The 18,631-nt window shown below is 71.2% G+C and carries 17 protein-coding genes and 1 tRNA gene; 12 read left to right on the top strand and 6 right to left on the bottom strand.

All coding sequences use genetic code 11. From position 1 onward, the window contains the following. Window positions 1-112: 112 nt before the first annotated feature. Both rlmB and OH807_RS18750 read left to right on the top strand, forming a co-directional pair. On the top strand, window positions 113-1,108 hold the full coding sequence (gene rlmB / locus OH807_RS18755; RefSeq protein WP_406200156.1) for a 23S rRNA (guanosine(2251)-2'-O)-methyltransferase RlmB: 996 nt from the start codon (window positions 113-115) through the stop codon (window positions 1,106-1,108). Window positions 1,109-1,449: 341 nt separating this feature from the next. Beyond that, window positions 1,450-3,075 (top strand): DoxX family membrane protein, encoded by a 1,626-nt coding sequence (locus OH807_RS18750; RefSeq protein ID WP_406200154.1) that lies wholly within the window; start codon window positions 1,450-1,452, stop codon window positions 3,073-3,075. 220 nt (window positions 3,076-3,295) lie between these two features. On the opposite strand, the gene OH807_RS18745 is transcribed toward OH807_RS18750, so the two are convergent. From OH807_RS18745 to OH807_RS18735, 3 genes are all read right to left on the bottom strand, one after another. Next, the gene (locus OH807_RS18745; protein ID WP_406200151.1) at window positions 3,296-4,069 is read right to left on the bottom strand and encodes an NDP-sugar synthase; all 774 of its coding nucleotides are present in this window, start codon (window positions 4,067-4,069) and stop codon (window positions 3,296-3,298) included. 121 nt (window positions 4,070-4,190) lie between these two features. Next, window positions 4,191-4,631: a hypothetical protein gene (locus OH807_RS18740; protein WP_406200149.1), complete on the bottom strand. Its 441-nt coding sequence runs from the start codon at window positions 4,629-4,631 to the stop codon at window positions 4,191-4,193. Window positions 4,632-4,870: 239 nt separating this feature from the next. Continuing rightward, on the bottom strand, window positions 4,871-5,962 hold the full coding sequence (locus OH807_RS18735; RefSeq protein WP_406200147.1) for an ABC transporter ATP-binding protein: 1,092 nt from the start codon (window positions 5,960-5,962) through the stop codon (window positions 4,871-4,873). Between the two features lie 293 nt (window positions 5,963-6,255). Here OH807_RS18735 and OH807_RS18730 point away from each other — a divergent pair. Then, window positions 6,256-6,329, top strand: a tRNA-Thr gene (locus OH807_RS18730). A 117-nt stretch (window positions 6,330-6,446) separates the two neighbouring features. Here the strand turns inward: OH807_RS18730 and OH807_RS18725 are convergent. Continuing rightward, a complete protein-coding gene (locus OH807_RS18725) occupies window positions 6,447-8,177 on the bottom strand; it encodes a tyrosine-type recombinase/integrase (protein WP_406200145.1) in 1,731 nt (576 codons plus the stop codon). A 163-nt stretch (window positions 8,178-8,340) separates the two neighbouring features. Between OH807_RS18725 and OH807_RS18720 the strand changes: the two genes are divergently transcribed. Together OH807_RS18720 and OH807_RS18715 are read left to right on the top strand one after the other, a co-directional pair. Beyond that, window positions 8,341-8,616, top strand: coding sequence for a helix-turn-helix domain-containing protein (locus OH807_RS18720; protein WP_406200142.1), 276 nt, complete (start codon window positions 8,341-8,343; stop codon window positions 8,614-8,616). Window positions 8,617-8,726: 110 nt separating this feature from the next. Beyond that, window positions 8,727-9,755, top strand: coding sequence for a hypothetical protein (locus tag OH807_RS18715; protein ID WP_406200139.1), 1,029 nt, complete (start codon window positions 8,727-8,729; stop codon window positions 9,753-9,755). 21 nt (window positions 9,756-9,776) lie between these two features. Here OH807_RS18715 and OH807_RS18710 read toward each other — a convergent pair whose 3' ends face one another. Together OH807_RS18710 and OH807_RS18705 are read right to left on the bottom strand one after the other, a co-directional pair. Then, window positions 9,777-10,532, bottom strand: coding sequence for a hypothetical protein (locus OH807_RS18710; protein WP_406200136.1), 756 nt, complete (start codon window positions 10,530-10,532; stop codon window positions 9,777-9,779). Window positions 10,533-10,536: 4 nt separating this feature from the next. Continuing rightward, entirely contained in the window at window positions 10,537-11,073 is a 537-nt protein-coding gene (locus OH807_RS18705; RefSeq protein WP_406200133.1) for a hypothetical protein, read from the bottom strand. A 1,140-nt stretch (window positions 11,074-12,213) separates the two neighbouring features. Here OH807_RS18705 and OH807_RS18700 point away from each other — a divergent pair. From OH807_RS18700 to OH807_RS18670, 7 genes are all read left to right on the top strand, one after another. Further along, a complete protein-coding gene (locus tag OH807_RS18700) occupies window positions 12,214-13,251 on the top strand; it encodes a ParB/RepB/Spo0J family partition protein (RefSeq protein ID WP_406200130.1) in 1,038 nt (345 codons plus the stop codon). A gap of 155 nt (window positions 13,252-13,406) precedes the next feature. Further along, window positions 13,407-13,832, top strand: coding sequence for a hypothetical protein (locus tag OH807_RS18695; RefSeq protein WP_406200128.1), 426 nt, complete (start codon window positions 13,407-13,409; stop codon window positions 13,830-13,832). Between the two features lie 256 nt (window positions 13,833-14,088). After that, window positions 14,089-15,429, top strand: a complete 1,341-nt coding sequence (locus OH807_RS18690) for a hypothetical protein (protein WP_406200127.1) — start codon at window positions 14,089-14,091, stop codon at window positions 15,427-15,429. Further along, on the top strand, window positions 15,426-15,650 hold the full coding sequence (locus OH807_RS18685) for a hypothetical protein (protein ID WP_406200126.1): 225 nt from the start codon (window positions 15,426-15,428) through the stop codon (window positions 15,648-15,650). The genes OH807_RS18690 and OH807_RS18685 overlap by 4 nt, the downstream gene beginning before the upstream one ends. After that, window positions 15,647-16,555 (top strand): hypothetical protein, encoded by a 909-nt coding sequence (locus OH807_RS18680; RefSeq protein ID WP_406200123.1) that lies wholly within the window; start codon window positions 15,647-15,649, stop codon window positions 16,553-16,555. Before OH807_RS18685 ends, OH807_RS18680 begins: the two co-directional genes overlap by 4 nt. 142 nt (window positions 16,556-16,697) lie before the next feature. Beyond that, a complete protein-coding gene (locus OH807_RS18675; protein WP_406200121.1) occupies window positions 16,698-17,114 on the top strand; it encodes a hypothetical protein in 417 nt (138 codons plus the stop codon). Further along, entirely contained in the window at window positions 17,111-18,631 is a 1,521-nt protein-coding gene (locus OH807_RS18670; protein WP_406200118.1) for a terminase large subunit domain-containing protein, read from the top strand. Before OH807_RS18675 ends, OH807_RS18670 begins: the two co-directional genes overlap by 4 nt.

The raw sequence follows: 18,631 nt of genomic DNA, 5'->3' as shown, positions 1-18,631 counted from the left end.
GTGGGCCGTACCGGACCGGTGCGGCCCTCCCGCATGACGTAGCGCATGCCGTCGGCCGCCACCGGGCACACCGGTGCGGCCGGGGCATGCCGGACAGACAGGAAGTACAGCCATGGCCGGCAACAGTGCACGCAGGAACCGTCGCAACCCCGGATCGAAGAAGGGCGCGTCTGTCGGTACCGGCGGCCACAGCCGGAAGGCGCTCCAGGGCAAGGGTCCGACCCCGCCCGGTGCGGAGCGCAAGGGGCACCCGAAGCAGCGCGCGGCCAACGCCGCCGTCAAGCGCGAGCGGGACGCCAAGGCCCGGGCCGGCATGCGCCGCGCCGGCGGCGGCGGGCGCGGCGGGCGCGGTGGCGCCGGCGCGGCCGAGCTGGTCTTCGGCCGCAACTCGGTCGTCGAGGCCCTGCAGGGCGGCGTGCCGGCCACCGCGCTGTACGTCATGCAGTTCATCGACACCGACGACCGGGTCCGCGACGCCTTCCAGGCCGCCAACGACCGGGGCCTGCCGCTGATGGAGGCCCCGCGCGCGCAGCTGGACCAGATGACCGGGAACATGAACCACCAGGGCCTGGTGCTCCAGGTGCCGCCGTACGAGTACGCGCACCCGGAGGACCTGCTGGCCGAGGCCGCGGACGCCGGCCAGGACGCGCTGATCATGGCGCTGGACGGCGTCACCGACTCGCGCAACCTGGGTGCCGTGGTCCGCTCCGCCGCCGCCTTCGGCGCGCACGGCGTGGTCATCCCCGAGCGCCGGGCGGCCGGCATGACCGCCGGTGCCTGGAAGACCTCCTCGGGTGCCGCGGCCCGGCTGCCCGTCGCCCGCGCCACCAACATGACCCGCGCGCTGGAGGCCTACCAGAAGGCCGGCCTGACGGTGGTCGGCCTGGCCGCCGACGGCGAGGCCGAGGTCGGTGACCTGGAGGCGCTGGCCGGCCCGGTGGTGATCGTCGCGGGCAGCGAGGGCAAGGGCCTGTCCCGGCTGGTCTCGGAGACCTGTGACATCCGGGTGCGGATCCCGATGCCGGGTGACACCGAGTCGCTGAACGCCGGCGTCGCCGCGGGCATCGTGATGTACGAGGCCGCCCGTCTGCGCGCCAAGGTCGGCTGACACCGGGGGCACCCTGTCGGCGGCCGGCCGGCAGCGGTCGGCCGGTGGTCGGCAGCGGTGGACCACCGATGGGCAGTAGGCACACCCGGGCGGCGCGGCGCAGGCGGAGTTCGGTTTTCTCCGCAGCCCGCCCGCAATCCGGGGGAAAGCGATCGGGCCCGACCGGGCCCGATCGCTTTTCTCATGATCACTTCAAGTCGGTGCCGGACATCCACCCGGGAGAGTGTCCTAACCGGGTGTCACCCGGTTAGACGGGTGTGGACACCAGAACACCTCGGCGCCCCCTCCTGGGCGGCGGCAGCACCGGGATAGACGCGGGCCCCGGCCTCAACACCGTCAAGGTGCCGTCCGACCCCGCGCGCCTCAGCAGCACCCAGGCGAGCTTCCGGCTCCGGCTCGGCACCCCGGTGGCGCCGCTGATCGAGGCTCCGGCCGGACTGCTGTCCACCGGCGCCGCGTTCGGCGACCCCTACGCCACCCAGGGCCTGATCCGTCGTCCGCTGGTCACCCCGCAGGTCGTCGTGCCCGTCTCCGCCGTGCCGGCCCTGGCCGGGGCCGGCGGCGCGGGAGCGCCGCGCCGCAAGGGCCGGGTCACCGCCGTCACCTGGACCGGCCAGGCACCCCCCGGGGACCTCGCGGCCACCCGGCTGCTGGAGGCCGTCCGGCTCACCGGCGTGCCCGCGCCGGCCGGGGTCGGCGGGCGCGGCCCCGGATCCGCGGCGGACGCGGACACCCAGGTCATCCCCTCCTACACGGGGGCCCGGACCGTCCCGCGCCAGCCGCGCGAGGGCGGCGGGACCGCCACCGAGGCCGGCCTCGGACCGGTCGGCGCGCCGCAGGGGTGGACACCCAGCGGCGAGCTGCCCGAGGTCTCCGCCACGACGGCCGAGGGCAAGCAGCCCTGGTACCCCGGCCGCCGGGTCGACCTCGGGCTGGTGCTGCTGCCGCTGCGGGCCGTCCTGGGCTCGCTCTCCGTCTACGCCGGGTTCAGCAAGCTCTGCGACCCGGTGTACTTCGACGGCGGTGAGCGCGGCTCGATGATGCGGTGGCTCTCCTCGCTGCACCCCTGGAAGGTCGCCGAACCGCTCCTCACCTTCGCCATGGCGCACCCGGTGGGCGCGGGTCTGGTGGTGTCGTTCACCGAGATCGTGGTCGGCGTGCTGACCGTCCTCGGCCTCTGGCAGCGGCTCGCGGCCGGGGCCGCGATGCTGCTCTCCGCCGCGCTGCTGTTCACCGTCAGCTGGCGGGCCGTACCGGTCTACGACACACCCGACCTGATCTTCCTGGCGGCCTGGAGCCCGTTGCTGATCGCCGGAGCACCGTTCGGCTCGCTGGACGGGCGGCTCAACCTGGAGGCCTGGCGCCGGTACGGCTCCGACGCGCCGGCGGCGCTCCGCCGCCGGGTGCTGCGCCGGGGTTCGGTCGTCACCGCGGTGGTGGTCGGCCTGACCCTGCTGCTCGGGTCGATGCTGGGCGCGGCGGTCCGCACCGGCGGCCGCCCGCACCCCGCGCCGTCCCGGCCGGCCACCGACTACGGCACGCCGGTCTGGCCGAGCGGCGGGCCCTCCGCGGCCCCCGGCGGGCAGGGCTCGTCCACCTCGCCCTCGCCCGCTCCGTCCCGTCCCGCCTCGCCGGCGGCGAGCTCCTCCGCCCCGCCGGCCGCACCCTCGGCCCCGGCCTCGCCGAAGGCCGCGACGGCCACTCCGAGCGGCAAGGCGCGGTCGACGAAGCCGGAGAGCGGCGCGAGCCCGGCACCGGCCGCACCCTCGGCCGCCGCGCCGCCGGCCGGATCGTCCCCCGCGCAGCGCAGTACGCCGGCGCCGGGCGGTTCGGGGACGGCGCCCCGGCCGAGCCAGAGCAGCTCCGGCTCGGGGCTGCTGGGCGGGGTGCTGGGCAGCGGGCCGCTGGCCGAGCTGTCCGGCGGCGGTGCGCGCAGCTCCCGTCCGGGGTCGCCGACGTCGACCTGACGGGCCGTCGGATCCCTCGGGGGAACGACATCGGCCGGGTGCTCCGTGGGGGAGCACCCGGCCGATGTCGTGTCCGGCCGTGCCCGGCGGTGTCCGGCCGCCGGCCGCGGGGAGCCCTGCGGGCCCTGGTCGGGTCCTGGGAGGGCCTGCGCGGGCCTGGGAGGGCCTGGGCGGGCCGCCCAGGGGCGTCCCGGGCTTCGGGGTGGGGCAAGGGGGGCCGCTACGGCGTGCGGCCGGCCCCGGCGGCGAGCTCCTTGGCAGCCTCGGTGAGGTCCTTGGCGGTGTCGATGGCCCGCCAGTAGACGCCCTGCGGCAGCTGGTAGCCGGCCAGCCGCTTGCCGCGCGCCAGCTGCGGGAAGGTGGTCCGCTCGTGGTCGCCGACGTCCGGCAGCAGCTCGGCGAAGTCCGGGCTGAACACGTACAGGCCGGCGTTGATGAGGAACGGCGAGGGCGGGGCCTCGATGAAGTCCAGCACGTTCCCGAACTGGTCGGTCTCCACCGCGCCCCACGGGATCCGCGGCCGGGCCAGCGCGAGCGTCGCGAGGGCGCCCCGCTCGTGGTGGAAGGCGGCCATGTCGCGCAGGCTGAACCTGGTCCAGATGTCGCCGTTGGTGGCGTACCAGGGTTCGTCGGGCCGGGGCAGCGCCTTGGCGGCGTACTTCAGCCCGCCGCCGCGCCCGAGCGGCTCGGCCTCGACCACGGTGCGGACCCGCAACGGCAGGTCGGCCCGGTCCAGCCACTCCTCCAGGACGTCGGCCAGGTGCCCGCAGGAGATCACCACGTCGGTGACCCCCTCGGCGGCGAGCCAGGCCAGCTGGTGCCCGAGGATCGGCGTGCCCGTTCCCGGGATCTCGACCAGCGGCTTCGGCCGGTCGTCCGTGTAGGGCCGCAGCCGGGAGCCCTGGCCGCCGGCCAGGATGACGGCCTGCGAGACGACGGTCTGCTGGGGCGCGGGGGGCTGCGGCGCCGGCGGGGGCGTGGGGTCAGCGGTCATGCCAGCACAATAGGCGCGCGCCCGGGCGGGGGCGGTGAGGCTGCCGCTGTTGTGCTGTCGGCCCGCTCGTGGGTGTCGGCCGGCCCGTGGGCGTCGGCCGGTTCCGCGCCGCGGCTGTCGGTCAGCCGGCGGTGCCCGAGGCGAACGAGCCGTCGCACACCGGGCGGGCGTAGGAGCGCGCCCGCTGGACGTCGCCCTGGTACTTGCGCACCGCCGCCTTGCCCAGCTCGGTGGCGAGCGAGGAGCAGTACGGCGTCAGCGCGGGCTGCTCGCGCATCGAGCGCTCCAGCAGGTCCAGCGCGGTGCCCGGGTTGTGGGCGCGCAGCTCGTCCAGCACGGCGACCCGCAGCGCGTCCTGCGGGGCGAGGCCGTCCGGCGCCTTGCCGACGGAGGCCCGTCCGATGCCGGCGCCGTCCCCGCTGGACGCCGCCACCACCTGCTGGTCCAGGCTGGTCGGGGGTGCCCACGGGACCCTCGTCACGGCGAGGGTGCCGGTGGTCACCAGGACCACGGGGAGGGTCAGGGCGATCGTCTGGCCGATGCGGCGAACAAGCTGCTTCACGCTCAGGAGAGTAGCGCTGGGTGCGGCCCGGATCGCCCTCCGTTACACCATCGAGTGACACCGTGTCCGGTTTCGTCCCTTCACGGTGTTGACAGCGGCACCGGCGGAGGGTGCGCGGGCCCGGTCCGCTGGCGGTCCGCAACGACGGAACCCCGCCGGACCGGGCGTGGTCCGACGGGGCTCCGTGCCGCACCGCTCCGGCCCGGGCGCTCGGCCCGGCCGGTGCGGTACCGCGGGGCTCAGCCGCTCAGGCGGGCGCCACTGCTGGTGGAGAACACGTGGGTCTCGTTGGCGATCGGCACGACGTGGATCGTCTCGCCGCGGGCCGGGATCTGACGGCCGTGCACCCGGACGACCAGGTCCTTGTCCTCGCCGCCGAGCTTGGTGGTGCCGTAGACGAAGCCGTCGGAGCCGAGCTCCTCGACCACGTTGACCGTCACGGCGACGCCCTCGATGCCGCCGCTCGGGACGATCTCGAAGTGCTCCGGACGGACGCCGACGGTCACCGACTTGTCGGTGCCGGCGCCGGACAGGTCCTCGCGGGAGATGTTGACGACCGAGCCGCCGAACTTCACGCCGCCGTCCACCAGCGGGACGTCGATCAGGTTCATCGCGGGCGAGCCGATGAAGCCGGCCACGAAGAGGTTGGCGGGCCGGTCGTACATGTTGCGCGGGGTGTCGACCTGCTGCAGCACGCCGCCCTTGAGCACCGCGACGCGGTCGCCCATGGTGAGCGCCTCGGTCTGGTCGTGGGTGACGTACACCGTGGTGATGCCGAGGCGGCGCTGCAGGCCGGCGATCTGGGTGCGGGTCGAGACGCGGAGCTTGGCGTCCAGGTTCGACAGCGGCTCGTCCATCAGGAAGACCTGCGGCTCGCGGACGATCGCGCGGCCCATCGCGACACGCTGGCGCTGACCGCCGGAGAGCGCCTTCGGCTTGCGGTCGAGGTACTCGGTGAGGTCGAGGATCTTCGCGGCCTCTTCGACCTTGGTGCGGATCTCGCTCTTGTTGACGCCCGCGATCTTGAGCGCGAAGCCCATGTTCTCGGCGACGGTCATGTGCGGGTACAGCGCGTAGTTCTGGAACACCATGGCGATGTCCCGGTCCTTCGGCGGCAGGTGCGTGACGTCACGGTCGCCGATGCGGATGGCACCGCCGTCGACGTCCTCCAGGCCGGCCAGCATGCGGAGGCTGGTCGACTTGCCACAACCCGAGGGGCCGACCAGGACGAGGAACTCACCGTCCGCGATCTCCAGGTCCAGGCCGTCGACCGAGGGCTTGTCGGCCCCGGGGTAGACACGGGTCGCCTTGTCGTACGTCACAGAAGCCATGGCTGTGCTCTCCTTCACCGGCAGGAACGTGCCGGACGATCCGAGTAAAGGTGGATGTCGTGCGCCGGCCCGCCGGTAGTGGTCTGAACCACCGGGCGAACCAACTCCAGGCGACGCTACCTGCGCCTACGCCGCTTGTCAGCCCCGGTCCACCTGAATTTCGGCATCGGTTCCATCACGCCCGCCCCCTCCGTCCCGCGCTCTCCCAACCCCCGGATATGCCACCACCGCCCCACCCCCGCCCGGTAGACTGCCCCCGGTGCCGCCGTGACCACGTCGCGGACGGTCACCATGCCTCCTTAGCTCAGTTGGCCAGAGCACCGCTCTTGTAAAGCGAAGGTCGTCGGTTCGAATCCGACAGGGGGCTCCGCTTCCGTCGCAGGTCAGGGGCCTGCGGATAGGTGAATTGGTCTAGACAAAACCCCCTCCAGGGTCTCCTGGAGGGGGTTTTGGCGTCCGGTGGGGACAAGGTGGGGACGCGCTGTCAGGCGGCCTCCTCCGTGGGGACAGACCGGGGGATGCGTCCGCTCGCGGAGCCCGTCGGCGGGGCAGCTTCGGCGGTGCCTGCTGGCCGCTCGTCGGCCGGAGCGGCGCCCCGCACGACCGCCACGATGGACGCGGCCACCTTCGGGATCAGCGTGCCGGCATTGGGCGCCAGGGTCCGCAGCATCTCCATCACGGAGTCGAGGACCTCGTCGCCAGATGCTTCGGGGAGACCTGTCGTGCTTGCGCGGGGAACGATGGAGAGGGGGGCCTCGGCGTTGGCGCGGTCGAACTGCGGCATGAGGGCGGTGTAGGTGTTGGCGGTGAGGTTGTACGAGGCGTGGCCCAGCAGGGCCTGGATCGCCTTCATGGCGAGCCCGGCCGCCAGCGACAGCGACGCCGCCAGCGCCCGCAGGTCCTTGAGGTTGATCGGCAGCAGGTCGTGCTTCTCGACGAGGCGGTCGAAGATCTGCGAGACGGTGTCCGGGTGGTAGGGCGTGCCGTCCTCCTGTGTGAAGACCTTCCCGGAGTTCGTCCACGCCTTCACGTCGTTCTTCTCCCATTCCTCCCGCTCCGCCTGCTGGCGTTGCCTCCAGGCGAGCAGCAGCCGCCATGTCTCGGAGTCGAGGGTGATGGTGCGGTCGCCGCTCTCGCTCTTGGGGGTGTCCTCCCAGACCTCGACCGAGTCCGTGACGAGTTGCTCGATGATGTTGACGGTGCCGTGCACGTCGAGGTCTGTTTCGGCCCAGCCGAGCCCGAGTGCTTCCCCGCGGCGGGGCCCCCGGAACGCCATGAGGTGGAAGAACGGGTAGAGGCGGTGTCCGGTGACCAGGTCGAGGAAGTGGCCGGCCTGCTCGGGCGTCCAGACCATGACCGGGCCGGGTATCTTGCCGGTCTCCCGGTACGCCTTCTCCCGGGCTGGGGTCCAGACGAGAGGCTTGGGCCGGACGTACTTCGGGAGGACGATGCCGACGGTGAGGTTCTCGGCGATCAGGCCCTCGACCATCGCCGCCTTGCACGCTCCGCTCAGGGTGTTTTTCAGCTTCAACTGCGTCCCTGGCCCAGTGATGTGACGTGGCTTCGCGCGGGCAGCCTTCAGCGCCGCCTGCGCGGCCTTCCAGCTGGCTCGCAGGGCAGGGTCCTTCCGGGGCCCGCCGACCTTCCACGCTGCGTGCGCCGCGCGCTCCGCCACCAGGGCGGCGTCTGCGTCGTCCTGGTTCTTCTGATGCACGACGTTCTGTTCGGCAATGCCGCGGAACATCGCCTTGATGTGGACGATGCTCAGGTCTCGCATCTTGACCTTGCCGAAGGCGGGAATGTAGACCCGCTCGATGTAGTCCCCGTAGTCGTTGTGGGTGGACCGTTTCAGGTCGGTGCGCTCGGCGTGGTAGCGACGCAGGAATTCCTCGGCGGTCTCGTCGGAGAGCACGTCCACGCCGTCGTGGGCGAGCAGCCACAGCTTGGTGGCCTCCTCCTCGGCCTTGGTCTTCGACTCGAAGCCGCCCTTGCGGGGGCGCCGGCGTTTCCCGTCGAGCCCCGGCGGCAGTTCGACGTAGTAGTACCAGGATCCGTGGTCCCGCTTCCGAAGTTCCGGGCAGTTGTCGCCGAGCGCGCGGAGCTTGGGCTGCCCGTCGGCGGCGAACTCCGGGTTGCCCGCGTCATCGATCACCGCGCCCTTGCAGCCGCACCGGCGATAGGTGGTGCCCTTGAAGACCGGCTTGCGCTTGGCCACTTGCTTCCCCTGCGCTGTTGATCGTGATGCTTCTGCCTGCCGGGATCACCGGTGAAGCGTGATCCCGTTTCTTGCTCACGGTTGATCACTAGGTTGCGCGGGTTGTAAGACAGCTCTGTATGCTGCAAGGACGCTGGCGTGGGGGAGACAACGGCGGATTGAGATGACCGAGAGCGGCGCGAAGCGTGTCCAGTCGAGGGACACCGCGCAGGGCATGAGCGAGGCCGAGCTGCTGGCGTTGCCGACAGCGGTAAGCGTTCAGGTCGCTGCGCGCGCGTTGAACATCGGGGTGAACAAGGCCTACGAGCTGATCAAGGCCGACGAGTTCCCCGTTCGGCTGCTGACCCTGGGGCAGACCATCAAGGTGCCGACGGCCGAGTTGCGCACCTACCTCGGAGTTGAGATGAGCGTGACAGTTGCGCGCGAAATCGCTTCCTGATGTGTCACGATCTGACTCGACAGGTAACGACTTGCCTTGCAGCCGTGTAACCTAATTTGGCTGGCAGGGTGCGCGCCGGGTTCGGCGATGGGCCTGAAAGGACAATCAACATGCCGAGGCTGTTTGGGTTCGCTGACGCGGCGCGAAAGCGGTTGAACGACGCCGAGGCGGCGGTGTTGGCGAACGCCGCCAGCCGCCGCCTCGCCGACCAACCATGGCCGCAGATCGCCGACTGGGTATTCGCCGAGGGCCACCGGTCCACGATGGGCGGCCGGATGCGACCCGCAACCCTGGCGGAGATCCTGGCGAACCCGGCGATCGCCGGCCTGGCCCGAGACGAGAACGGCGAGCTTGTCGACGTCGGCGAGCCGAGGGCGATCTCACGCGAGACCTTCGAACAGCTGGAGCAGCACAACCAGGCTAAGCGCCCGGCCAGCAGGACCGAAGACCGCGAGTACCTGCTGACCGGCGAGGACGCGGTCAAGTTCGTGTGCGGGCTGTGCGGGACGCCGATCAGCTCGGCCCCGTCCAACAGCGGCACGAGAGGCTACCGCTGCGCACCGAGCACACGGCAGCACCCGGGCGGCTGCGGCAAGGTCAGACTCTCCGCCGACCTGGGGGAGCCCTACATCGTCCAACACGTCCTCGCCGAGCTTGCGAAGCCCGAGGTCCAGGCGGTCATCGAGCAGGTCCGGGACACCCTGCTCGCCGAACGCCCGTCGATCGAGCAGCGCCTGGCCGAGAACCGGTCCGCTCGCCGAACCCTGGAATCCCGGTACGGCAAGTCCCCCGTCCTGCGCGAAGCCGCGGACGACACCGTGCCAGCGACCGTCGAAGCGGCCCGCCGCGAGCTCGTGAACCGCCTCCACGAGGCGCAGCGCGACCTCGACCGGCTGATCGAGGAGGACGCCGAGCGCCTGCGCTTCCTCAATCAGCTGGAGTTCCTGCCCAGAGCCGAGGTGCCTGACCTCATCCGATGGTGGCAGCACGCGCCCATGCGGTCCAGGCGCGCGATCATCGGGGCGATGCTCGCCCGTATCGCCATCTACCCCGCCGGCCGGGGCTCGCGCACCGTCGACGGTGACAGGGTCGCTCTCGACTGGCGTGTGTGGGACGAGCCCGCCGCCCCGCGCACCTAACCGCCCCGGAACGGCTTCGTACTACCGGTGGACCGCAGCTCGGCGACTGCCCGCCAGCGTGATGCACAGGCCGGCGGCGACGAGGAGGACGCCGATGCCAGCGAGCGGCGAGGAGATCGCCTGTTCCGTCTCCAGGTTCCATGGGTGGGACAGCTGGTAGGCGATCAGGTAGCCGCCCTTGCTGATGGTGTAGGCGACGCTGGCAGCGCCGCCGAGCCCGACCAGGGCCAGGCCCACGCCGGCCATCCGGCGGCCCCGCCACGAGTGCACGGCCATGCCGGCCGACAGCACGGCGATCTCCAGGCTGGCGACTGCGGTGAACGCCAGGTAGGTCAGCAGGTAGGCGGCGATGTGCGGCTCGCCCGCGTTGTCGGTCGTGAACTCCAGGCCCTGGTTGTTCGTCGCCAAGAACTGCAGGGTCAGGGCGGCGATCACGCAGGTCACGAGGGCGATCCGGGCCCAGACACCGCTGGAGATGTAGGGCCGCTCGTACATCCAGTCCACGATCATGATCTGGAGGCACGCGCAGAAGGTGATCGCGCAGAGGTGGGCAATGAGTTTCGCACCGGCCAGGACGCCGATGCTCTCGTTGATGATGTCCGCGACGGCGGGCACGGCGCTCAGCGAGCCGAGGGAGCAGACCCCCAGAGCAACAACGCGCGCCCACCGCGCCACCTGGTAGGTGGGTTCGCTGCGGCGCCTGTAGGCATACCGGATGCAGAGCGCGGCCCCGAGCGCGGTGGCCGTTGCACAGACACCGAAGATCAGCCCGTCCACGGAGTCATATTCCTTCCAAGTCGTCGGCGGCCCGCTGGGCAGCCTCGGCGAACGACAGTCGATGCCGGGGACGGCCCCAGCGTGGTTGATCGACTCCGGCAGGCGGCACCGGGACCTTGGGCACGGACGCCGGGAGCCCCCGCTCCTTGCGAATGTGCTTTACCGCCTCCACGATTCGAGCCATGTCCTCTACCCCGAGGCCGTCCATGTGCCTCACGGCTTCGCAGGCTGCCTCATGCTCGTGGAGGACGCGCAGAGCTGTCAGGTCGTTCCACCCGGGGAGGAGAAACGCTGCCGGCGCATCGAGCGCGCGCGCCAGTGCGGTGAGCGTAGCCGACGTCGGGTTCGCGTTCCGGCCGTTTATCAGGTCGTTTGTCTGGGTGTGCGAGATTGCCGGGCGCAGGTGGCCTGGCTCGGTCGACCAGTTCGAGACGTCGCGGGCGCTGGGGATGTGACCGTCAGGTGAACGGCGAAGGCGCAGCAGCAGTAACAGCTTGCCGGCCAGGGTCGGTTCGGCCGCGGCGTCCTGATCCAGCGCCATCGTCTTCCCCGTCCCCCCATCGTGCGTGCACGCGCCTGCTCCCCAGTGCCAGCCCCGCCTGCCGACGTGTGGTCACTTTATGCGATTAACTTGACACTTCTTTCACGTCCCCGCAAGATCCTCAAGGTGGGGAGGCGTGGCGCCGCTGGGTGGGTCGCTGCGCGCCGAGGGATGCCGGCGCCCAGCCACAGGCGGTCGGCTCGTTGGGGAGGGTGATCTCTGGTGGTGGAGCTGGACGCCGAGCGGATACGGGAACTTGCGAGGGAGCGGCCCAATGTGCTGACCGGCGGCGGTGGGGACGCGTGGTCGGCAGCGCGCAACGTCATTGATGCCCTGGTGGTGACGCCCCCGGGGTCTCAGCGTCAGGTGGGAGAACCGAACTAAGTCCACCTGTCGGTGAAGATAGGTGACACGACTGAATCGAGCGTGCTAGCTTCCAAGTGTCGACCCCGCCGCGTCTCGCAGGCGGGGGCGGCCGGCAGTGCCGCGCCATCAGCTCTCCTCGCAGGCGGTCGACCCCCCGCGCCCCGCCTGCGAGGAGCCCACCGCGCCAACGCGGGTCGGCTGATGGCGCGGCACCGTCGACCCCAGGCCCGCCCCCGGATCGATCGAGGGCGGGCCTTCTCATTCGTAGACGCATGAGGGGTCACATGGTTGCCCATTCAACTGACATTGACGACCCGGATTTCTACGCGCGCCTGCTGCGGGAGCGGTACGGCCCGCTCGCCCGACTCCTCGCCGAGGCGTACCCCGCAGCCCTGCGCCCCGCCCCGGCTCTGCGCCCCGGGCCAACGGCGGTCGAGGTGGACCCCGACGCGGAGGAGCACCGCGCGGTGCTGGAAGCGGCACTGCGAGCGCGATGCCGGGCCGCAGTCGCCGGACGTCGCCACCCGCCGGCCCCGAAGCCGCCGGAGGCCTGGAGTCGGGCGTGCCCTTCGTGCCGCCGGGTCGTCGTGGGCGGGGGCGCCGCCTACCGGTGCCACCGCGAGGGCGATGAATGCGAAATGAGCCCTGAATTCAAATAAGGTAATTCCCGAATTCCCTTTCCATTTCTTATTGCATTAGAGGTGAATGCGACTAAGATATAAGTATCAAGTTGAAAGCCACCGGCAATGCCGGGGCGGAGAGAGGGAGCAGGAAATGTTCAAGCAGATCGAAATCGACCAGATCATGGCGAACCCGGAGCAGCCCCGTAAGTTCTTCGACGAGGCGAAGCACGAGGAGCTGGTCGCATCGATCAAGCAGGTCGGCGTTCTCCAGCCGGTCGCCGTCCGTCCGGTCGAGGGCAAGGACGTTCCCTACCTGCTCATCATGGGCGAGCGGCGCTGGCGGGCTGCCAAGGACGCCGGCCTGGCCGACATCCCGGCCAGGGTCATCGAGGACATGAACGACATCGAGGCCTATATCCTCTCGATCACCGAAAATGTGGTCAGGGCCGACATGACGATCCTGGAGGAGGCCGGCGCCTACGCTGACCTCGCCGCGCTCGGTTGGGACGCCGCGAAGATCGGCGCGCAGTTCGGCAAGACCGAGACCCACATCAAGTGGCGGCTCGGCCTTCTCACCCTGCGCCCCGAGGTCGCCGCCATGGTCGAGAAGGGGGAGATCAAGCCGAACCTGGCCTGGCACATCGCCCAGCTGTCCCCGCAGCACCAGATCATTGCCGCCAACCGCTACGTCCGCGGCGACTTCGACAGCGAGATCGAGGCCGCGAACTTCGCCCAGGGCCTCAAGATGGCGGAGCAGCAGACCTCGCTGATCACCGAGGAGGGCCCCTCGCTTGACGAGCAGGACAAGCGGAAGAAGGAGAAGGCGAAGGCGGCCGACAAGCTCTCCAAGGTGGAGGCGATCATGCCGCTCCTGGACGAGCTGACCAAGCACAAGCCGGAGGAGCTGGCCAAGATCCTCGGCGGCGACCTCGCCCGGTACGTGCGCGAGATCGACAAGCTCGCCAACCGGGTGACCATGGCCCGCCGCGTCCTGCGGCAGGCCAACGGCATCCACGAGGCCGCGGTGACCGTCGCCCAGACCAACGCCGCGAAGAAGACGGCGGCCTCGGCGGCCAAGCCGGAGCCGGCGAAGGCGGAGCCCAAGCCCGCCGCCCCGCGCGCCCGCAAGGCGACTGCGGCGCCGAAGCCCAAGCCGGAAGCGAAGGCGGCCGAGCCGGCCAAGGCGTGACGGCCGGGGGGTGGGCGGCTCGCGGTCGCCCACCCCCCTGGCCCCCTTCGGGGAAGGCGGGAGAAGATCCTCCACCGAATCCCCGACGGATAGGAAATGGGAGTCCGTCGCCTCGGCGGCGGGCTCCCCGTCTCTGTCGAAAGGAAGTCCCCAGAATGAACCCGGCGATCACGCTGTTCACCTCCAGGTTCCAGCAGTTCCGGCCCGAACAGGGCGTGCCGGTGCGCATCACGCGCGGCGCCCCGCGGTTCCGGCTGCCCTACCAGCTCCTCCACACCGTGGCGGAGCTGGCGCCGGGCGCGGCCTACTTCACCAGGCCCCAGCCGGAGTTCACGGCCGCCTACCGGGCGGACCTGGCGGTGCTCGGCGCGCACCGCATCGCCGAGCGGCTGGGCGCCATCGCCGAACGGGAAGGGGAGCAGCGCCTGGTGCTCCTCTGCTTCGAAGACCTCGCCAAGCCGGACGAGTGGTGCCACCGGCGGATCTTCGCGGAATGGTGGCTGGAGGTCACCGGCGACCAGGTTCGCGAGCTCGGCCCGGTGGCCGGCCCCAGCCCGTACGAGCAGGGCACTTTCCTGTGAGCGGCCGGCCGAGTTGGCTGGACTTCGGGCCCGAGGACTACGGCTACGAGGTGCCGCCCGTGCAAGACGTCCTTCTGGCGGGTGAGGGCACCGATGCCGTCGGCACCGATCCTCTTTTCGGCGTCGACGGCGACAAAGAGATAGGTTGCACGATTCAAATCTAAAATGATCGAAGTGTGCTAGGTTCCAACACAGCGCCCGGCCCGGACCCCACCCCCGGACCGGGCGCTTCCACGTTCACCCCCGGGAGGACCGCATGTTCCAGGGCACGATCCCCGGCCCGATGCGCTCGATCGTGCGCGAGACCGCCCGGCAGTGGCCCGCCGGCCCGGTCTACGTCCCGTGCTGCGGGAACTTCACCATCGAACGGTCCATCGCCGACTTGGGCTTCGCCCTCCACTCCTCCGACGTCTCCATCTACACCACCGCCATCGGACGGTGGCTCACCAGCCAGCCCGTCGGCATCCGACTCCGCGACGAGTCCAGGGAACAACTCGGCTGGCTCGAAGAGTCGTTGGACGACGGCGTCGGCACAGTCGCCACCCTCATGCTCGGCACCCGCTTCCTCGCCTCCGTCGACCGGGACGGCCTGTGGCACCAGCGGGTCGTCCGCTCCTACCGGGAGCAGTGGCAGGCCATGCACACCGAGACCACCGAGAAGCTGGGCCGCACCGACCTCCAACTCTCCTCCTACCAGGCCGAAGACGTCCGGTCCTGGCTCCAGGCGGTCCCCAGCGACGCCCCGGTGTGCAGCTTCCCTCCCTTCTACGGCGGCGGCTACGAGAAGCTCTACGAGCCCCTGAACACCCACTTCGACTGGGACGCCCCCGAGTACGCGCCCCTCTCGGACGACGACGTGGTCAGCGTGCTCGGCGCGATCACCGACCGGCCCTACTGGCTCACCGCCTCCAACCATGACGTCGAAGAGCTGCGCCCCCACCTGCGCGGCGTCATCAAGGCCACCCCGAGGGCCGCGCCGTTCTACGTCTACGCCTCCAAGGCCCCGACCCGGATCGTCGCCCCCCGCCAGCCCATCGACCCGGTCACCGTGCCCCGGCTGCGCCGCGGTGAGGAGATCAACGGGCCGCTCACCCTCTCCCTCCTCAAGCCCGGCCAGTTCAACGCGCTGCGCTCCCGCTACCTCAACCCGAGGATCGCGCCCGGCGCCGCGAACCTCGCCGTCGCCGTGAAGGCGGCCGGCCGGATCATCGGCGTGTTCGCGATGTCCCCCAGCACCTACACCCCCGACGAGGTGTACCTGCTGTCCGACTTCGCCGTGGCGCCCACCGACTACCCCCGACTGTCCAAGCTGATCGTCCTCGCCGCGACCAGCGCCGAGGCGCAGCTCCTCTGCCAGCGGGCCTTCTCCCGCCGCGTCCGGGCCGTGAGCACCACCGCGTTCAGCAACAACCCGGTGTCCATGAAGTACCGCGGGCTGCTGCGCCTCACCAAGCGCAGCCCGGCGACCGACGACGCCTGGAAGTTCCAGCTCCAGTACCAGGGCGCGATGGGCGAACACGACCTCGCCACCGCGTACGCCACCTGGACCACGAGGTGGGGCACCCCCACCCCCAACACCCCGGAGAACACGCCATGACGATCCTGCCCGGCCAGACCTACGTCGCCTGCCACCCGCTCGACGAAGGCCGCCGCATCCGGATCGAGTCGCACATCCCCGGCCACGCCACCGCCCACATCGTGGACGCCGACACCGGCAAGCGGCCCCGCTGGATCCGAACCAGCGTCCTCCACCCCACCTCCACCACCCGGACCGGCCGCCCGCGCCGCACCGGCTACGCCCTGGAGAACCCCCAGTGACCGAGCAGCAGCTTGCCCGCCCCGTCTACGTCGAAGGCGACCCGAGGGACCTGACGCTCCTCGACGTCAACGCGCGGTTCATGCCCCACGAGCAGTTCCGGCAGCTGGTCGAGAACATCAAGCGGGACGGCTGCCTCACCTCCACCCCCCTCGTCTGGAACGACGCCGGCCACCGGATCGTCCTGTCCGGGAACCACCGCGTCGCGGCCAGCATCGAGGCGGACCTGCGGCGCATCGGCTGGCTGGAGATCACCGAGCCGCTGCCCCGGCAGCGGCAGATCGCCCTCCAGCTCTCCCACAACGCCATCGTCGGCCAGGACGACCCGGCGATCCTCAAGGAGCTGTACGACGAGCTCGAAGCCGTCGAGTGGCGGCAGTACAGCGGCCTCGACGACAAGGCGCTCGACCTGCTGGAGAAGGTCGACGTCACCGGTCTCGGCGAAGCGAACCTCGACTTCGCGTCCGTGCAGATCATGTTCCTGCCCGACGAGCTGGAGCGCGCCGAAGCAGCCTTCGACGCCGCCCGGTCCACGGCGAGCGCCGACCAGCGGTGGCTGGCCGGCCTCACCCAGTACGAGCCGACGCTGGACGCCCTGGAGACCGCCCGCGCCGCCTACAAGATCGGCAACTCCGCCACCGCGCTCGGCGTGATCCTCGCCGTGTTCGAACGCCACCTGGGGGAGCTGGCCGACGGCTGGTTCGACGCCGCCACCGGCGAGCCGACCCGAGGCGGTACGGCCCCCGTCGAAAGCGTCCTCGGCACCCGCGAGCTTCCGGTCGAGACGGCGGCCGCGCTGCGCCGCGCCATCGACCGCCTGATCGCGGACGGCAGCGTTCCCGAGGCCGAACCGTGGAGGGCCCTCGACGTCCTGGCCGCCGACCCGCGCCCGGCCGACACCCAGTAGACCGACCCGGAGGTGAGCGGTGGCCGCGATCACGGCTGAGCCCTGGGAGCGGCAAGACGAAGAGCCCGTCAAGGCCTACGAGGCGTTCAAGACCTACCGCGACCAGGGACCTTCGCGCAGTATCACGAAGGTTGCACAAGAGTTGGACAAGTCCAGGGTCCTGGTCGGCCGCTGGTCGGCTTCGTACGCCTGGGTCCTGCGGGCCTCCGCCTGGGACCGGGAGCAGGACCGGCTGTTCCTCGCGGAGCAGCGCCAGGCCCGCCGCGACCTCGCCCGCCGGCACGCCCGGCTCGCCCAGGCGTTCCTGTCCAAGGCCGTCGCCCGCCTCCAGACCCTCGACCCGCGTGAGCTGTCGCCCGGCGATCTGCTGCGCTACTTCCAGGTCGCCGCCGACATTGAGCGCCGCGCCATCGGCGAGGAACCCGCCGCTCTCCCGGAGCAGCCGGACACCGACGCACTGGATGCCGCAGAGCTCACCGACGAGGAACGCCGAGCCCGCATGGACCAGCTGCGCCGCGAGCTCGAACGACGCATCGCCGCCGAGGAGGACAGCTCGTGACCCGCCGCCGGAAGCCGGTCGCCCGCTCCAGCGGCTGGGCCCGTCGTCGCGGCGTGGAAGCCCTCACCAACCCGGCCGTGATGAGCCTCCGACAGCTCCAGGCGGAGGTCGCCGCCCTGGCCCGAGCCGATGACGAGTCCCGGCGCCGCTGGGCGTGCGGCCGGCCGGACTGCGACGGCCTCCCGCACCCGGGCTGGCTCCACAACCACGCCCGCGCGTCCCAGCATGTGCCGGCGTGGGCGTGGACGGTGTGGATGCTGCTCACCGGCCGAGGCTGGGGCAAGACCCGCACCGCGGCCGAGGCGGTCAGGGAGTGGGCGAAGACGCCCGGGTTGCAGATCGCGGTGATCGCCAAGAACGCCACGCTCGTCCGGGACATCTGCTTCGACTCCCCGAAGTCCGGGCTGCTGGCGATCATCCCGCCGGAGGACATCGCGAAGTACAACTCCAGCCTCGGCGAGACCACGATCCGGCTGCGCAACGGCACCGTGATCCGGGGCTTCGGCGCCGAGACGCCGGACAACCTGCGCGGCTGGGCGTTCGACAAAGTCTGGTGCGACGAGTACGCCGCCTGGTCGCGGAACACCGCGCAGGAGGTCTACGACATGGCGTGGTTCTGCCTGCGCGAGGCGGACTCCCCGCAGATGCTGATCTCCACCACGCCGAAGCCGCTGCCGCACGTCAAGCGGCTGGTTGAGCGAGGCCGCCGCCAGGAGCAGAAGCACCGCGAAGGCGGCGACCAGCCGCGCGTGGTCCTCACCCGGGGCCACATGAGCGAGAACGACGCCAACCTGTCGTCCGCCGCCCGGGAGGAACTGGAAGAGGAGTACGCGGGCACCCGGCAAGGCCGGCAGGAGCTGTCCGGCGAGCTGTTGGAAGACGTCGAAGGCGCCCTGTGGAAGGGTTGGATGTTCGAGGTCGAGGGCTTCCGCCTCCACGCCGAGAACCTGCCCGAGCTCGACCGGCTTGTCGTCTCGATCGACCCGGCGACGAAGAGCCACGAGAACGCGGACCAGACCGCGTTCACCGTCGCCGGCCGAGGCATCCCCAACGTCTCGACGTACGGCGACAGCCGACCGCACGCCTACCTGCTGCACGCCGAGCAGGGGCGCCACACCCCGACGGCGTCGATGCGACGAGCGGCCGAGCTGTACCACCAGCACAAGGCGGACTGCGTCGTCATCGAGGCGAACAACGGCGGCGACTACCTGCCGGCGCTGCTGATGGAGGTCGACTCGACCGTGAACTGGCGGATCGTGCACGCGACTCGCGGCAAGCGCGCCCGGTCGGCGCCGGTGGCCCAGGTGTACGAGCAGGCGCGGGCGCACCACGTCGGACCGGTCCGGCTCTTCGCGGAGCTGGAGGAGCAGCAGACCACCTTCGTGGGCCTCGGGGAGACGGAGGACTCGCCCGATCTGCTGGACTCGTCGGTCTGGGCCGTGTGGGACCTCCTCCTCGATCCGAGCATGCCGCCACCGCGGAAGGCCGACGACCAGCGGCTGTCCGGGCGCCGGTAG

The organism is Kitasatospora sp. NBC_01560 (assembly GCF_045208415.1).
Classification (GTDB): Bacteria; Actinomycetota; Actinomycetes; order Streptomycetales; family Streptomycetaceae; genus Kitasatospora.
This window is presented reverse-complemented; position numbering and strand designations above follow the sequence as displayed.

Coding starts and splice junctions, on each gene's coding strand:
- rlmB (WP_406200156.1), top strand. CDS start 113: ATGGCCGGCAACAGTGCACGCAGGAACCGTCGCAACCCCGGATCGAAG.
- OH807_RS18745 (WP_406200151.1), bottom strand. CDS start 4,069: ATGACCGCTGACCCCACGCCCCCGCCGGCGCCGCAGCCCCCCGCGCCC.
- OH807_RS18735 (WP_406200147.1), bottom strand. CDS start 5,962: ATGGCTTCTGTGACGTACGACAAGGCGACCCGTGTCTACCCCGGGGCC.
- OH807_RS18720 (WP_406200142.1), top strand. CDS start 8,341: ATGACCGAGAGCGGCGCGAAGCGTGTCCAGTCGAGGGACACCGCGCAG.
- OH807_RS18715 (WP_406200139.1), top strand. CDS start 8,727: ATGCCGAGGCTGTTTGGGTTCGCTGACGCGGCGCGAAAGCGGTTGAAC.
- OH807_RS18705 (WP_406200133.1), bottom strand. CDS start 11,073: ATGGCGCTGGATCAGGACGCCGCGGCCGAACCGACCCTGGCCGGCAAG.
- OH807_RS18700 (WP_406200130.1), top strand. CDS start 12,214: ATGTTCAAGCAGATCGAAATCGACCAGATCATGGCGAACCCGGAGCAG.
- OH807_RS18695 (WP_406200128.1), top strand. CDS start 13,407: ATGAACCCGGCGATCACGCTGTTCACCTCCAGGTTCCAGCAGTTCCGG.
- OH807_RS18690 (WP_406200127.1), top strand. CDS start 14,089: ATGTTCCAGGGCACGATCCCCGGCCCGATGCGCTCGATCGTGCGCGAG.
- OH807_RS18685 (WP_406200126.1), top strand. CDS start 15,426: ATGACGATCCTGCCCGGCCAGACCTACGTCGCCTGCCACCCGCTCGAC.